This is a genomic window from Flavobacterium sp. (assembly GCF_046293665.1).
Classification (GTDB): Bacteria; Bacteroidota; Bacteroidia; order Flavobacteriales; family Flavobacteriaceae; genus Flavobacterium.
In genome coordinates this window covers 1-16,970 of the sequence record NZ_JBKBOL010000013.1, presented here as the reverse complement: position 1 = coordinate 16,970, position 16,970 = coordinate 1, and the positions used below count along the sequence as shown (strand labels likewise).

The 16,970-nt window shown below is 36.7% G+C and carries 12 protein-coding genes; 3 read left to right on the top strand and 9 right to left on the bottom strand.

All coding sequences use genetic code 11. The annotated features are described in order from the left end of the window. Positions 1–4 precede the first annotated feature (4 nt). The 5 genes from ACK4R1_RS14400 to sucC form a co-directional block, all read right to left on the bottom strand. Positions 5–1,966: a tetratricopeptide repeat protein gene (locus ACK4R1_RS14400; RefSeq protein ID WP_409688581.1), complete on the bottom strand. Its 1,962-nt coding sequence runs from the start codon at positions 1,964–1,966 to the stop codon at positions 5–7. A gap of 104 nt (positions 1,967–2,070) precedes the next feature. Then, complete coding sequence (locus tag ACK4R1_RS14395; RefSeq protein ID WP_409688578.1) at positions 2,071–2,808, bottom strand: class I SAM-dependent methyltransferase; 738 nt, start codon at positions 2,806–2,808, stop codon at positions 2,071–2,073. An 11-nt stretch (positions 2,809–2,819) separates the two neighbouring features. After that, positions 2,820–3,776 (bottom strand): glycosyltransferase family 2 protein, encoded by a 957-nt coding sequence (locus ACK4R1_RS14390; RefSeq protein WP_409688575.1) that lies wholly within the window; start codon positions 3,774–3,776, stop codon positions 2,820–2,822. Then, positions 3,776–5,137: a glycosyltransferase family 39 protein gene (locus ACK4R1_RS14385; protein ID WP_409688572.1), complete on the bottom strand. Its 1,362-nt coding sequence runs from the start codon at positions 5,135–5,137 to the stop codon at positions 3,776–3,778. The genes ACK4R1_RS14390 and ACK4R1_RS14385 overlap by 1 nt, the downstream gene beginning before the upstream one ends. Positions 5,138–5,232: 95 nt before the next feature. Further along, positions 5,233–6,426, bottom strand: a complete 1,194-nt coding sequence (gene sucC / locus ACK4R1_RS14380) for an ADP-forming succinate--CoA ligase subunit beta (protein WP_409688569.1) — start codon at positions 6,424–6,426, stop codon at positions 5,233–5,235. Positions 6,427–6,612: 186 nt separating this feature from the next. Between sucC and ACK4R1_RS14375 the strand changes: the two genes are divergently transcribed. The 3 genes from ACK4R1_RS14375 (at position 6,613) to ACK4R1_RS14365 (ending at position 8,942) form a co-directional block, all read left to right on the top strand. Next, entirely contained in the window at positions 6,613–7,017 is a 405-nt protein-coding gene (locus ACK4R1_RS14375; RefSeq protein WP_409688566.1) for a hypothetical protein, read from the top strand. Between the two features lie 86 nt (positions 7,018–7,103). Further along, complete coding sequence (gene lysA / locus ACK4R1_RS14370) at positions 7,104–8,309, top strand: diaminopimelate decarboxylase (protein WP_409688563.1); 1,206 nt, start codon at positions 7,104–7,106, stop codon at positions 8,307–8,309. Positions 8,310–8,459: 150 nt separating this feature from the next. Then, positions 8,460–8,942, top strand: a complete 483-nt coding sequence (locus tag ACK4R1_RS14365; protein ID WP_409688560.1) for a SixA phosphatase family protein — start codon at positions 8,460–8,462, stop codon at positions 8,940–8,942. 136 nt (positions 8,943–9,078) lie between these two features. Here ACK4R1_RS14365 and pafA read toward each other — a convergent pair whose 3' ends face one another. The 4 genes from pafA to ACK4R1_RS14345 form a co-directional block, all read right to left on the bottom strand. Next, a complete protein-coding gene (gene pafA / locus ACK4R1_RS14360) occupies positions 9,079–10,689 on the bottom strand; it encodes an alkaline phosphatase PafA (RefSeq protein WP_409688557.1) in 1,611 nt (536 codons plus the stop codon). A 162-nt stretch (positions 10,690–10,851) separates the two neighbouring features. Continuing rightward, positions 10,852–12,732, bottom strand: a complete 1,881-nt coding sequence (locus ACK4R1_RS14355; protein ID WP_409688554.1) for an OmpA family protein — start codon at positions 12,730–12,732, stop codon at positions 10,852–10,854. A 10-nt stretch (positions 12,733–12,742) separates the two neighbouring features. Further along, positions 12,743–13,696 (bottom strand): type IX secretion system membrane protein PorP/SprF, encoded by a 954-nt coding sequence (locus ACK4R1_RS14350; RefSeq protein ID WP_409688551.1) that lies wholly within the window; start codon positions 13,694–13,696, stop codon positions 12,743–12,745. Positions 13,697–13,713: 17 nt separating this feature from the next. After that, positions 13,714–16,970, bottom strand: a 3,257-nt coding sequence (locus tag ACK4R1_RS14345) for a gliding motility-associated C-terminal domain-containing protein (protein ID WP_409688548.1), incomplete at its 5' end; no start/stop codon positions are given.

The following is a 16,970-nucleotide window of genomic DNA, read 5'->3' as shown; positions in this document are numbered from 1 at the left end:
GTGACTATTTTATATATTGTATTGGCAGATGTATGGTTACTTTGGTTCCCGAAATCTCTTCCGGATTGTTTTTTATTTCTTCAATTTTAAATTCTGTTTTTTGTTTGGTCGTAGATTCTATCATTTCCAAACGTTTTTTGGTGATGTCCAACGCCATTGATTTATGCGCAACAACCGAGTGCTCTTTTTGAGCTTTCGATTCGTTAAAACCAATGCCGTTGTCTTCCACCGTACAAAACAAACTTTCTTTTTCAATCGTAAAACGCACGGCTATACTGCCAATTTCTTTTTTTGGAATTACACCGTGTATGATGGCATTTTCTATAAAAGGTTGCAACAATAATGGTGGCAACGCCATATCGTCTTCAATGGCATCGCTTTTAAAAATAGAGAAAGTAAACTTGTTATTAAAACGCAATTGTTCCAACTCTAAATAATTTTGCAAACTCTCAATTTCTTTATCGATTGGAATTAATGATTCTTTAGAATACTCTAAGGTCAATCGCATTAGTTTTGAAAATTTAGACAAATATTTGATGGCCGAATCGGTTCCGTTTTGCACAATAAAACTCGAAATCGAACCCAAACAATTGAACACAAAATGCGGATTCATCTGTAAATGCAAGGCTTTTTGTTCGTATTCTGCAAGTTCCTTCTGCAAAGTTAAATTCTTTTTTAACTGAACTCGATTGTAAATTAAAAAGGCAATTCCGAATAACAACAACCCAAAAATTGTGGCAAAAAAGAGTTGCAGGTCGTTTCGATTCGATTCTTCTTTGAGTAATAAATCTCGTTTTTCGATTTCTTTTTGCTGAAGGGCTTCGCGTTTTTCGAAATCAAAATTCAATTCTTCTTCAACACTTCTTCGAATGTTTACTTCGTTGGTCAAACTGTCTTTGGCTTGGCTGTACAATTTGAAGTGCTGCAACGCAAGAACGGAATTATTTTGCTTTTGGTAAATATCACTCAGCAATTTTTCAGAAAGCACTACTTGCTCTAAGACTTTGATTTCTTTGGCCAAAGCCAATGATTTTTCGGCCATTTGAGTTGCTTCGGGAATTTTATTTTGCTCTAAAAACAATTGACCTAAAAGAATATAAGTATCGCCTACTCCGAATTTATCGCCAATGGTTTCAAAAGTCGAAACAGCCAAATTCCAATATTCAATAGCCTTATCAGCTTGCTTAGCCGTTTTATAATACAAGCCTACATTATTATACCATTCGCCCAATGCTCGGGGATTAGGATACTTGTCTAAAGTGGTTTTAGCCTTTGAATAATACTCAAAAGCTTTGGGCAAATTATTTTGTTTTAAGTAACCGTTCCCAATATTGGTATAAGTGATTCCGATGTTGGCATCATTGCGCTTTTCTTGAATTTTCTGGGCTTTGATAAAGTACTCGAGTGCTTTAAAATCAGTTCCTTGAGATTTGTAAACGATACCAATATTGTTGTACAATTTGGCACATTTTTCTTCCTCTTTAATTTGTTCGTATATTTTAACGGATTTCAGATAATATTGCAACGCTTTGGCATAATTACTTTGTTCTGAAAAAACAATACCCATGCTTCCTAAAGCTTTGGCTAATCCTTTTTCTTTCTCATTATTTTCCTTGATTGTGGCATTTTCAAAAAGATGCTGTGCCTCACTAAAATACTGTAGTGCTTTAGGATAATTTCCCGAAATAATGTTGGCATTTCCTAAATTGAGTAGAGCATTTCCTTTTGCTAATTCGTAATTGATTTTTTGGGCCAAAACATACGCTTTTTGAGCATAATCCAACATTAACTTTGGATCGCTTGTTTTATATTGGTCGGCAATAGCATTGAGTAATTGTGCCTTATCAATATCATTTCGCGTCTTTTGCAAAACCGAAATCAAACTGTCTGCCTTTTGATTTTGCGACCAACAGACAACAGAAATAAGCATGAAAGCACATAAAAGAAAGTATTTCTCTATTTTCATTCGTACATTTATGTAATGTTCAAAACAAAAATAGCATTTCCATTTGGTTGAAAAGTACTAAATGAGTATTTAGCCGTTTTAGACGAGAATTTGCAACGACTTTGTTACGCTGTTTTTTGGGCAATACAAAAAGTACTAACGCCAAAAGGAAAATTAAATACACTCAACAGTTTATTTTCCATAACAATAAGTTGCAATAAAACTGAGTTAACCATTGAATTTCCAATAGCAATATCAGACTCGCCTTTTTTATTCTTTTGAAAAAAAGCACTTAGTTTTCTGAAACCATAAACTGGTAAGAACAAAAAGAAGTTCCAATAACTCGATTTAAGAATTTGAAGATTCTCGGCCTCCATTTTTGATTGGAGTTCGCTATTAGTATAACGTCTGTGATGCATGTTTACTTCATCGTGATAACTCCACAACGACATAAATGCCGGTACAAAAACATACATCTTTCCTCCTACTTTTAATAAGGAATTCCAGTTTTTCAAGGCTTTTTTATCATCCTGCAAATGTTCCAAACAATCGGAAGCAATAATGATATCAAAAGTTTGGGTAAGCGTTATATTTTGAGCATCCATTACAAAAGCATTAGGAATTCCATTTTCTTTGCAATTGGCGATGGCTTTTTCACTGATATCAACACCATAAAGGTTTTCTATAGCAAAACCTATCTTTTCTAAATCTTTCAAAAAGATTCCTGAAGAACATCCTATATCTAAAATCTTGCTGTCTTTTGGCGCACTTTTTAATAAATCGAGTAAATACTTTCTTCTTGATTTAAACCACCAGTGATTGGTTTCAACATCGTGGTACTTTTTTTCAAAATCCTTTTCCATAGTTTCTTTTCTTAATCAACTCGTTTATCAATAAAATAGCGAGGTCTTTGCTTCACCTCGGAATAAATTTTACCGATATATTCACCCAAGATTCCGAAACAAAACAGCTGAACGCCACCTAAAAAATACATAGGCAACACCGTTGAAAGCCAACCCGGCACAACGTTTCCGGTATACAAAGCAACCATCGCATAACCCGTCATAACTAAGCAAAAGAAAAAGATAACAAAACCAATAATCGTCACTAATTTAAGTGGATAATTGCTAAAAGAAGTCACTCCATTCCAAGCAAAAGCTGCCATTTTTCGAAACGGATATTTGGATTCACCGGCAAAACGTTCTAAACGATCATAATATACTACCTCTTTACTAAAACCGATGGAAGGAATAATTCCTCTGAGGAATAAATTTACTTCACCAAACTGCGACAGAGCATTCAAAACTCGTTTGCTGCACAATCTGTAATCGGCGTGATTGTGAATGATGTTGACTTTCATTTTCTTCATTAAATTGTAAAAAAGCAAAGCCGTATTTCTTTTGAAAAAAGTATCGGTATTTCTTTCTTTGCGAACGCCATAAACCACATCAATTCCTGATTTATGTTTGAGAATCATTTCTTCAATCACTTTGACATCATCTTGTAAATCGGCATCAATAGAAATTAAGGCATCGGCTTCATCTTTAAAGGTAAGCAATCCGGCCAATAAAGCTTTTTGATGACCAACATTCCCTGCTAACTTCAACCCTTTAATATGGCTTAATTGTTGGGCTTTTTCTTCAATGATTTGCCATGTTATATCTTTACTGCCATCGTCTACAAAAACAATAAAGCTTTTTTCAGAAATGATATTTCGGATTACCAAATCAGCCATAACGGCATTCAATTGTACCGAAGTTTCATTCAGCACCAAGGCTTCGTTATAGCAAGGCGATACTATTCCAATTATGGGTTTGTAATTACTTTCCATTAAGAGATTGATTTGTTAACGGGAAAAACAAATTTTGAAACAAAACCTATTGATTTCTGAACCCAACCTAATTTGTACAGACCTGCAGCACTCATAATATACAGAGCAACTCTGGCAGGAAACATATATCTTGGTTCCATGTATGTCAATCCGTGAAATATTAAAAGGGCTATAATGATAGCCCAAAACGGCCAATAATTAATTAGATTTTTTTGCTTCCACAAAAACAGAAAAGCCCCAAATAGAATTAAAATATTAATAGAATTAATTAATAAAATGACAAACCAATAACCTATTGGCCCATGAATAGGTCCTAGTTTAAAATTATCAGGCTTTACACTATTGATAAAGTAAACGTGACCATAAAAACATTTTACAAAAAACTGACGGGTAAACCAATAGGGATTATCAAAGACATCTTGAACTAAAAACTCTCTGTAAACTTCTTTATGAGTCATACCGGTTTCAAGCATTCTTTGGTCTAAGTCCTCTATACTTTTCACCCAATTTTGATAATCATAGCTATCACTTCTAATGTCGTTATCCCAAAAACGAAAATCAGTTATTTCTTCTCTAAATTGAAACCTTCCCAAATGAGCAACATAGTAAAAAAGGTTTTCTTGGTCGCCTGGAGATTTTTTGGCTGTAATGGATTTGGCAGTCATCAAAGTTCCGAATCCCATAAACCCAACGATTAAAAAAGTTGTTCCCAGTTTTTTTCCATAGGTTTTGAAAAAATCTTTTCTTTTAAAATAGGCGTAGAAAACAATCAGGAAACCAAAAGCCAATATCAAAACTGTATTAGGTCGGTTCATGATTAAAAACCAAAGACCGAGTATCAAAATAATCCATCCTGATTTTTTATCGGGTTGAAAATATACTTTTGACCAACCATAAAGCGCCAATGCTATGGCAAAAAATGCCGGTGATTCAGCGGCTACGCCAAAGTTATAATAACAATGAATAGGAAAAATAAAAAAGAGTAAGACCGTTAACAATCCTATTTCCTTCCTAAAAAAATTAGTACCAATCCTGTAAATCATTAGCATGCTAATGGTCATCATCACAAAGGAGAAAGTAACGGCATAGTACCAGTACTGATCTTCTTGAGCTTCCAAAGGTACCAAAACGTAAACCGGTGCATAATAAAAAACCGGTCCGGGCGCTTGCGTGATTGTCACTTGATCATAGTCAACTGCGCCTTTCAGATACAAAGCTAAATTCTTGGCTTCTCGGTGGAAATTCATATCACCAAAAGGTTTTGCTTTAAAAGGTAAATTAAGCACAACAACCATCATTAACGATGAAATCAAAATAATGAGTAGGTGTATTCTTTTGGCGAAAAAACTCTTAATATTCATTTTAGATTAGCTTGGTGATAGAAATAAAAGCCGAAAAATAATAAAAAATCCCGAGCTTTCACTCGGGATTTTAATTCTATATTGAATTTTAAATTTTAAGACAAAGCAGCTTTCACTTGGTCAGCAGCTTCTTGGAATTGTACTGCAGACAGAATCGGCATACCTGAATTATCAATTAATTCTTTTGCAATCTCAGCATTTGTACCTTGTAAACGAACAATGATTGGCACTTTAATGGCATCGCCCATATTTTTATAAGCATCTACAACACCTTGTGCCACTCTATCACAACGAACAATTCCACCAAAAATATTGATCAAAATCGCTTTTACATTTGGATCTTTTAAGATGATTCTAAAAGCCGTTTCTACACGTTTTGCATCTGCTGTTCCACCTACATCCAAGAAATTAGCCGGTTCAAAACCTGCATATTTAATCAAGTCCATAGTAGCCATGGCTAATCCGGCACCGTTTACCATACAACCAACTGTTCCGTCAAGGTCAACGTAATTTAAACCAACTTCTTTGGCTTCTACTTCAATTGGATTCTCTTCACGAATGTCGCGCATGTCAGCATATTTTGGTTGTCTGAACAAAGCATTATCGTCAATATTTACTTTGGCATCAACCGCCATGATTTTGTTATCAGAGGTTTTTAAAACCGGATTGATTTCAAACATAGAAGCGTCTGAACCGATGTAAGCGTTGTATAAAGAATCCACAAACTTCACCATTTCTTTGAAGGCATTTCCGGAAAGACCTAAGTTGAAAGCAATTCTTCTGGCTTGGAAACCTTGCAAACCAACAGCCGGATCAATTTCTTCAGTGAAGATTAAATGCGGTGTGTGTTCTGCTACTTCTTCAATATCCATTCCGCCTTCGGTTGAATACATGATCATGTTTCTTCCTTTGGCTCTGTTTAATAAAACCGACATATAAAACTCAGAAGTTTCACTTTCTCCCGGATAGTAAACATCCTCAGCAATTAAAACTTTGTGAACTTTTTTTCCTTCCGGTGGTGTTTGTGGTGTGATTAATTGCATCCCGATAATTTGTTCTGCAATTTCTTCCACTTGTTGCAAGTTTTTGGCCAACTTCACTCCGCCGCCTTTTCCTCTTCCACCCGCGTGAATTTGTGCTTTGATTACATGCCAACCGGTGCCGGTTTCAGCAGTCAATTGTTTTGCAGCCGCAACCGCTTCTACCGGATTGTTGGCCACAATTCCACGTTGGATGCGAACGCCGTAACTGGCTAAAATTTCTTTCCCTTGATATTCGTGTATGTTCATAATAAGAAGTTAGTTTGTGAGATGCTGAAAAATGAATTCAGCCAAATGTGCCACAAAAGTAATTAATTAGAATCAAACGAAAAAGAAATGTATATCAATTTAGTATATTTCTTAATCCGTATTTTTTTATTAATAGTCACGCAACCGTTTTTGAGTCACAGCATCTAAGTTTTAAATCAAAAAACTATGAAATCAATCTTATCGCTAACCTTTTTAATACTGGTTTTACTTCCAAGTTGCAGTAATGATTCCAATCCAAATTCCGATGTCGTTCAAGGGCAATGGAAACTCATCAATGTTAGTGGCACTTTTGCCGGAATTAACAATGATTTCGCTCCTGGTTTAATTACTTGGAACTTTAATCCAACTACTCAAATGGTAACCATAGTCAATAACAATACTGATGTAAATTTGTGGGATGTTTTTGAAACCGGAGTTTACAACTATCAAATTTTGGACAATCCTGAATTCCCTTGTGGTGAAATCATCAAAATTGACGGAATTGAAATGGGCTGTTTTTCAATATCAAACGATAGTTTTGTGATTGACCAATCCATTGCAGACGGTTTTAGGCTTCAATTGGTACAATAGCTTTCAAAAAGGACGAATTCTGTTATTTTTTTCTTTGGAATTGCGACGGTTGGGACTTAGCTTTGCAGCTAAATTAAATCACAATTATGCAACCGACAGAATTAGAACAATTGGCCCGAGAATTCGGGAATCCACTTTATGTGTATGATGCTGAAAAAATTGAGTTTCAGTACAATCGTTTAACCAATGCTTTTGCCAAGGTAGAGAAGCTTCGCATCAACTATGCCATGAAGGCCTTGTCAAACATTTCAATTCTGAAGCTACTGAAGAACTTGGGTTCAGGTCTTGACACTGTTTCCATTCAGGAAGTACAATTAGGCTTGCATGCCGGATTTACACCGGATAAAATCATTTTTACTCCAAATGGTGTTTCTTTTGAAGAAATCGAAGAAGTAGCAGCGCTTGGCGTTCAAATCAACATCGACAACCTTTCTGTATTGGAGCATTTTGGCACCAAACATCCGAAAGTTCCGGTTTGTATTCGTATCAATCCACACGTAATGGCTGGTGGAAATGAGAATATTTCTGTTGGACATATCGATAGTAAATTTGGAATCTCCATTTATCAAATTCCGCATATTTTACGCATTGTTGAAAATACGAAAATGCACATCAACGGAATTCACATGCACACCGGTTCTGATATTTTAGATATCGAAGTATTCTTGTATGCCGCCGAAATTTTATTCGATGCTGCGAAACAGTTTAAAGATTTAGACTTCCTGGATTTTGGTTCAGGATTCAAAGTACCTTATAAAAAAGGCGATATCGAAACCAACATTGAAGAATTGGGCAAAAAATTAACTAAACGCTTTTTGGCTTTTGAAAAAGAATACGGTCGCGAATTGACTTTGGCTTTCGAACCGGGGAAATTTTTGGTGAGTGAAGCCGGTTATTTTTTGGCTAAAGTCAATGTCATCAAACAAACAACATCAACCGTTTTTGCCGGAATTGACAGCGGTTTTAACCACTTGATTCGTCCTATGTTTTATGGTTCACAACATACGATTGAAAACATTTCTAACCCAAAAGGAAAAGAGCGTTTCTACACCGTGGTTGGTTACATTTGTGAAACCGATACTTTTGCCAGCAACCGCAGAATTACGGAGATTCATGAAGGAGATACGTTGTGTTTCCGAAATGCCGGAGCGTATTGCTTTTCGATGGCGTCCAATTACAACTCGCGTTTCAAACCTGCTGAAGTGTTGTGGAAAAACGGCAAAGGTCATTTGATTAGAGAAAGAGAATCTTTTGAAGATTTATTACAGAACCAGATTATGGTTGAAGTATAATAAAATACCGCAAATTCGCAGATTTCAAGCACCTTAATTGGTGCTTTTTTTATGAATAATCACTGTGTAACATTCGCCATTATATCTCAAAAAAGATTTATCTTTGATTATAACCTAAAGGTAACTACTATGAAAAATTTTGGCTTAGTTATGATTTTACTATTTTCCTTAGCTTCCTTTTCCCAGACTACAACTTTCATCGTTTTGCGCCATGCTGAAAAAGCAGACAACACAAAAGACCCCAATCTTAGTGCTGATGGATTGATAAGAGCAGAAGAGTTGCGAAAAACTTTAAGTCCAATTTCTGTTGAGGCTATTTATGCTACGCCTTACCATCGCTCTAAACAAACCGTTACACCATTGGCTACTGAAAAAAGAATTTCCATTACTGAATATCCTGCTGACAAACCTTATGAAGAGTTGGTTACTGAATTAATTGAGGCGCACCGTGGAAAGACAGTCGTTATTGTTGGTCATTCGAATAGCGTTCCGGAGATTTTAAAAGCCTTAACCAAAAATACTTTTGCAGTAACAATCAACGAAAGCCAATTCGACAATTTGTTTGTAGTAACGCTTACCGATGGAAAACAAGCTGAAGTTGCTCAGATGAAATACGGAAAAAGTACGCCTTGATTACAACTTAGAATTATTATAAAACTCACCGCGGATTCGCAGATTTTTTAATTTATGAATCGGACTTTGCTTATCCAAAACTTTAAAAAAATAAAAATCGAAAATAAAAAATCTGCGAATCTGCGGTATAATTATTTTATTTATCCAAAACTTCCAAAAGCACTTCACTTTCCGTGGCATTTGGCAAAGTGATTTTTAGTTTTTGTGCCAATGTCGGAGCGATTTGCGTGATTACTTTTTTATCGTGGGTTTCTCCTTTTTTAATCTTCCAACCATAAAAAACCAGTGGCACATTAGTATCATAAGCATAAGGGGAACCATGCGTAGCACCGGTTGCTGAATATTCAACAAAACCGGGTTTGTAAACAAAATACAAATCGCCGTTTTGCGTTGGATCATAGCCTTTTTGAACAAAACCTAACAACTGGTCATTGCTTGTAGAGGTGAGTATTTCTTCTTCGGTATACACTCTTTTCACATAACTCTTGGTGTATAAAAAGTCTTTGAAACTTTGTTTTACTTTGACAATATCTAATCCTTTGGTTTTGATAATTTCTTTATCGAAATGAACATTATAACTATCGTATTTCAACAATACATTAACCCCAAAAGTTTGTTCAGAAAACGCAATCAAATCTTTAGAAACATCTTTATAACTAATGTTATCAACCTCGTACTTATGGTCTTTTAAGTGCGTAGAATTTTCAGAACAAGCGTGATCGGCTGTCATAAAAACAAGGTAATTTCCTTTGCCAACGGTTTTGTCTAAATAATTTAAAAAATCAGCTATAGTCAAATCAAGGCGCAAATAGGTATCTTGAATTTCTATAGAGCGCGGACCAAAAGTATGGCCGATGTAATCTGTTGAAGAAAAACTTACCGCTAAAAAATCAGTGATGTCATCATTACCCAATGCTTCTTTTTCGATGGCTCTTTTGGCAAAATTGGCTAACACATCGTTCCCAAAAGGCGTAACGCGTAACACACCGGCATCGTTACTTTCGTACATTTCTTTTAAATTGTATGGAAAAACCGGTTCTTTTTTATACAACTTCCCTTCGTAACTGTTGTTATCTGTCAAACTTTCGTTATAAGTTTCGATAGGTTTTAACAATGACCAACCACTGTTCATGTAAGGTAAATATTGTTTCTCTTTGTTAAACTCATCAACCCATTTTGGCAAAGCATTGCCATAAAATGAACTAGAGATAAATTCACCGGTTTTGGTGTACCAAAAAGCCCAATCTGCGAAATGCCCGGCCGGTAGAATAGCTCCTCTGTCTTTTATACTCAATCCGATTACTTTACCTTTGAAATTAGTTGCCAACTTCAACTCATCCGTTATCGTTGTAGTTTGAAGGTTTTTGGGTGACATTTTACCTTCTTTTTCTGTTCCGGGAACCAAAGTCGTCACACTTTCATCATCTGTGCAATACACTTCTTTTTTTAAGGTTCGGTGAAACCATTCGTTACTTACGATTCCATGCATCGCCGGCGTTGTTCCGGTATAAATGGAAGCATGGCCCGGCGCCGTATAGGTTGGCATAAAGTTGTAATGCATATTGTGAAAAGTGTAACCATCATTCATCAATCGTTTAAAACCATTTTCGGAGAAATCATTTTGAAAACGATATAAGTATTCCATTTTCATTTGGTCAATCACAATACCTACAACCAACTTTGGTCTTTCTTGGGCAGAAAGATTAGAGAAAACAATTAAGGAGAATAACGAGAATATTTTTTTCATCGAAGTTTATTATTGAACAACAAAAATAAGGAATACAACTGAAAACCTTCTGAATATTAACGTTAATGTAAAGTTACGTTTTTACTAAAAAACAAATGCACGCTCGGTAAAGCATGCATCTGAGTTCAAAAATCCAATTTATAACAACACTTAACAACTAACTTATTTCAAAATCATAAACGTACATCTACGATTGGTGGCATGCTCACTTTCGGTACAATCATTTTTCGGACAAATAATCAATGGCTTGCTTTCGCCATAACCAACAGATTTCAGACGTTTTCTGTCTATTCCGTTTTGCACCAAATATTCTAAGGCCGAAGCCGCTCTTCTGTTGGACAATCTCAAGTTATACATTTCGGAAGCTCTTGTATCGGTGTGTGAACCGATTTGAATTTCCATGTAAGGGTATTTTTTCAACAAGCCAACCAAAACATCTAAGACTTGCGCTGCTTGTGGTTTGATGTTCCATTTGTCTAAATCGAAGTAAATGTTTTCCAAATCAATTAATACCGTTCCGTCATCTTTCTTGTTGATGATATCTTCAGCATCGTAGTAAGACTCAACTTTCATTTGTAAATCGAGATAAACTTTCCCTTTTTGGCTAGTGTCAAACTCGGCTTCGGCCGGAATATAGAAATCTTTGAAAGCCATGATTTTGTATTTTTTATTTGGCTCCGTATTGAAGGTAAAATCACCATCTTTTCCAACCAAAACTTCTTCGAGCAATTCGCCTTTGTCATTATACAATTTAACGGTTGCGCCCGGCAAAAGCTCTAATGATTTCAAATCCCTAACTTCACCTTCGACTAAATATTGTAATTTATTTTCTTCGCGGACAAAAGTGTATAGATTGTCATCTCCGGTTCTATTTGAAGCAAAATAACCCTTGTCATTGGCTTCATCTAAAATGAAATTAAAATCATCCATTTCACTGTTAATCGTTGAGCCTAAGTTTAGCGGTTTATCAAATTCGGTTTCGGTCAATTTATAACTCATGAAAATATCCAGATTCCCATTGCCTTGATGACCATCGGAAGCAAAATATAACGTTCCGTCTTCGGTTACAAAAGGAAATTGTTCGCGGTGAATGGTGTTGATGGTTTCTCCTAAATTTCTGGGTTGGCTAAAAGTGCCATCCTGCAAAATATCGACTACGAAAATATCCATCGAACCAATCGTTCCTTTCATATCGCTGGCGAAGTAGAGTTTTTTTCCATCTTTGGTTAAGAATGGATGTTGAACAGAATATTCATCGCTCGAAAACGAACACATTTTTACATTGGTCCATTTGTCACCAACATATTCTGCTTTGTATATTTTTACTGTGGCAACTCTTTCATTATTGACTTCTACTTGTTTGTCACCGGTTCTATTGAAATACATGGTTTTACCATCGGCACTGAAAGTAGCATTACTTTCGTGTTTTTTAGTATTGATAATTTCCGGAAACGGTTCCACTTTGACCAATTGTCCTTTATCGTTTACAGAAGCCATAAACAAGTCTAGATAAGGTCTGTCATTCCAACCATATGCTTTTTCATCAGCATTTCTGAGTGAAGCAAAAGTTACTTTATCTCCAAAAAAAGCAATTCCGAAATCACCATTGGTCTTGTTTTTCGACATCATTTCGAGTTTGAAACTATTGGGTGTATTTCTAGTTACATTCTTCATGAACTTCGGTGTATTTTGGTCGAAGCCTAAATATTCCGACATGATTTTGTCGCCTTTGTCAAAATCTTTGGTTCCTTTTAAAGCATTTGCATAGCGGAAATAAACTTCTTTTTTCACGCTGTCTTTGTAAGTAAAGAACAATTGTCCATAGGCACGAACGGCATTACTCATTTGGAAATTGTAATAGTAACAGTCACCTAAATTCTGCAACACTTTTTGTGACTGTTTGCACTGCTCATAAGCTTCGGCAGCTTTGACATAGGATTTTCTGTCAAACAAAGCATGGGCTTGCTTGACACTGACTTTTTTTTGGGCAAAAAGAGTGGTGATACTGCAAAAAACAAAAAGTAGGTAGAAGATTTTTTTCATCGTATCCATTTTAAAAGAATCTTGGTGATTTATCATACCCTTTTTTCGAAAGTCGGCCCAAATCGAGGTCGAACAAAACAAACACCTCATGCGAACCCGAGTTAAAACTTCTCAAATTCGAAAGTGTATAATCATAAGAATAACCAATTCTTAGTGTTGGTGTAACGTAAAAACCTACCAAACCGCTAAGCGAATCATCCACTCGATAACCAACTCCGGCTTCGAATCGTTTGTTGATTAATACATTTGTAGTAAAATCTAAAGAAACCGGAGCACCTTCGACACCTTTGGCCATAAACGCCGGTTTCACTTTAAAATTGTCATTACCGTTGAATGTAAACACATAACCACCGGTCATAAAGAAATGGATAGATTCAACACCGCTGCCAACTAATCCGTTATTGGTTTCCAAATGTCGTGAAGTCATTAAATTTGGAGCAGACAATCCGAAATAATAATTATCGCCAAATAAATAAGTTCCGGCACCAATGTTAGGAAATGTTTGGTTGATGTTATTCTGAAACGCCGGATCCAGTACCGGATCGGTGTATTGAAATCCGTTGAAATTAGCACTAAAAAGTGTTACTCCGGCTTTAATTCCAAAGGACAATCTGGTTCTTTCTGACAATGATAAAACATAGGCAAAGTCGGCAAAAATGTTACTTTCTTGCACTACATCTCCAATTTCGTCATGAATAATCGAAATACCCACTTCGACTTTCTTAGATAATGGTTTGTGGGCGAAAAAGGATTGGGTTGTTGGTGCGCCTTCAAGACCAACCCATTGGGCACGATAGATGCCACCCATATTGATCACATCTTTATTCTCTGTTGCATAAGCCGGATTGATGACACTCATATTATACATATAATGAGTAAACTGAGGATCTTGCTGCGCTAGCAATGAAGAAGAACCCAACACGATAAGTATTGTAGAAAGATATTTTAAAAGGCTATGTTTCATAATTGTACTCATCTTCCTTATCTGTTTAGATATACTCTGCCTTGGATGGCTTTTCTGGCTCCGTCATTGAAATTCAATATGTAGAAATAAACCCCTACCGGTAATAAATTATTACCAAGATTCAATCCGCTAACGGTAGTTGTTCCGTCCCAGTTTGGAGTATTTCTGTTTCCGGTATAGATTAAATTTCCGTAGCGATTATAAATTTCTAACTTGAAATTCGGATACAATAACGCTAAGTTTGGAATTTCAAAAGTATCGTTGATGCCATCATTGTTAGGTGAATAACCATCCGGGATGAATAAGTCATCACACACGGTTGTATCAACTGTTACTTCTAATCTAATAGCTCCTTCACATCCACTGGCTGCTACTAAAGCTGCGTAGTAAGTGGTTCCGTTAACCAATAAATCTGTACTTGAATAAGCTGTTCCGCCGGTTGGTGCATTGTACCAAATTACAGTTGGGAATCCTATCAAATTGGCGGTTAAGCTTTCAATTGTTGGGTTATCATCTTGACAGAAAAGATTACCGCTTTGGATGATTTGTGGAGTACCAAGTTCTGTAACATTGAAACTAGTTATATTTCCAATTGGTATATTAATATTTGCAGAACAAAGTGTTTGATTATTGGTGAAATCTGCAATTGAAAGACCTGTAATTCCTCCATTAGGCAATGAACTTCCTGGAATTACGAAAGTACCTATGCCATTTGTAAAGGTTGCAACAGTTGTTCCGTTGCCCGTATTTGAATTCAATAATACATAATTTATAGTATATGTACCATCTGGCATACTTGGAGCATTAATAGTGACTGTTGAATCAAAATTCAAACAAGTATTTTGAGCAGTAATAATTACACCTGTCAAATCCGGAATTGGATTAATGGTAAAACTTACCGCCACATTTTCATTGGCATTGGTACAACCGGTTGTGGCTATAATTCCAATAATGGTTAAAGTATAATTCCCTGCTACTGTAAATATCGAAGCCGGAACAGTGAACTGCCCTATTCCACCGGCAACGGTTACATTACCTGTAACACCGGTAGTTGGCGTTGCACCCGGAATAGAGTAATTAAATTGGTAAACACCATCGGGTAAATTAATTGCATTGGCAATATTCACCACAATACTATTTCCGAAACAAACACTAGCTGCAGATAAATTCGGACTATCAATATCGGCTAAAGGTCTAACTTGAATTTGTGCTGTTACATTGGTCAACACACTTGAACAATTGGTAACCGTGTTTAAAATATTGGTGAATGTGATTACGGTTGTTCCAATGTTAGGAAGTGAAGCCGTTGGAATACTGAAATTGCCAATTCCGGAAGCAATCGTAACTGTTGCTGTTTGTCCTGATAATGTATTGGCTCCTGATAAATCGTAGCTCAAAGTGTAAGTTCCATCTACCATTCCGTTTAAATTCACAATCACATTTGACCCTAAACAAGCCGGAGAAATTGTGACATTAACGGTTGAAATGATTGGATTGGCTAAAATGGTAAATTGAACAACTTCGGTATCAGTGGTACAAGCATTGGTAACCGAATAAGTATAGCTGTAAGTTCCCGGAGCAAAATTGATAATCGTAATAGGCGAAGTTACCACTACTGCATTACTGTCTGTCCAAACGCCGCCTGAATTCTGACCGGTTAATAATGTTGTTAAATCTAAAACACCTACACTTGGACATAACGAAACGATTCCTGTAAATGTTCCTGCATTAGGCTGTGGATTTACAATTACGGTAACGGTTGAACTCGAATTAGCACAAGGCGAAGTTCCAATTACGGTATAAGTAAAATTATAGGTTCCAACACCAACTGTTGATGGGTTGAATACATTGCCTGTTAAAGCTCCGGTAGCATCGTCATCATTCCAAGTGCCTATTCCTTGGGTTCCGTCTAATCCGGTAAATAAATCTACTGAAGTTGAAGTTACACAGACATTCAAAGTTTGGCCAACTCCACCGGAATTTGCTGCTTGGATTATAGTAACAACTACATCAGCAGTATCTGTTGTACATAAACCGCCACCAACGCTATAAGTATAAGTTCCGGCAGTGTCAATAGCCGGATTGAAAATTCCAGTTCCACTAGCTAAAGTCGGAGACCAAGTCCCGCCTGCTTGTGCATTGGAACCTAACAACAGGAATAAGTCTTGAGCTGTACCATTGGAACATAATTCAACCAAACTGTCATTTCCTGCATTCGGAACCGGATTCACGGTTACAGTAATAATTGCTGAATCATTATCACAAGGTTGGTTTCCCGTTAACGTATAAGTATAATCGCCTTGCGGATCTACTGCCGGATTAAAAACCCCGGTTCCACTTACCATAGCCGGAGACCAAACTCCACCCGGTTGTGAATTTGGACCTAATAGCAAAGCTAAATCTTGAGACGAGCTGTTTACACATAACGTAACAGAATTATTAGTTCCTGCTTCAGGTCCGGGAGTGACGGTTACGGTTACAGTTGAAGTATCATCAACACAAGGTGAAATTCCGGGAACCGTATAAGTATAAACGCCTGAAGGATCGACTGCAGGATTAAAAATTCCGGTGCCACTGTCTAACGCAGGAGACCATGTTCCTCCTATTTGTGGAGTCCCAGATAAAGAGGCAAATAAATCAACTGAGTTTTGATTCGAACAAATAGGCAAAGTTCCATCGATTCCCGCATCCGGAATTGGATTAACAATTACTTCTACAGAAGCTGATGAAGACGGACAAGGAGATGTTCCAACTATAGTGTAGGTATAAGTTCCTGCGGTATCAATAGCAGGATTAAACACTCCGGTTCCACTAGCTAATGTTGGTGACCAAGTTCCACCCGCTTGGGCTGTTGGCCCTAATAATGGAAACAAATCAAATGAAGGATTCAGAATACAGATGGTTGTACTTGAACTTGTACCGGCTATTGGCGGTTCTACAATTGTTAGTACTGTACTGCTCGTTTGTGGATTGACACAACTTGGCGTGCCTGAACTCGCTACACTAACAATGTTTATAGTGGTATTGGCGGTATAATTCCCGATGATGCTTGCTGTTCCGCCTCCGTTTAAGGTGATGGTTTGATTTGCACCGCCATTGATGTTATAAGTAACCGTTGCATTTGGTGTTCCGGTGAAAGTAAACGTGGCTGAGTCTCCCGAACACAATGTTGTCGGACTTACCGAAACACTTGCGGTTGGCAATGGCTGAATGGTTAAAGTCACGCTGCTCGTTTGTGGATTGACACAACTTGGCGTGCCTGAACTCGCTACAC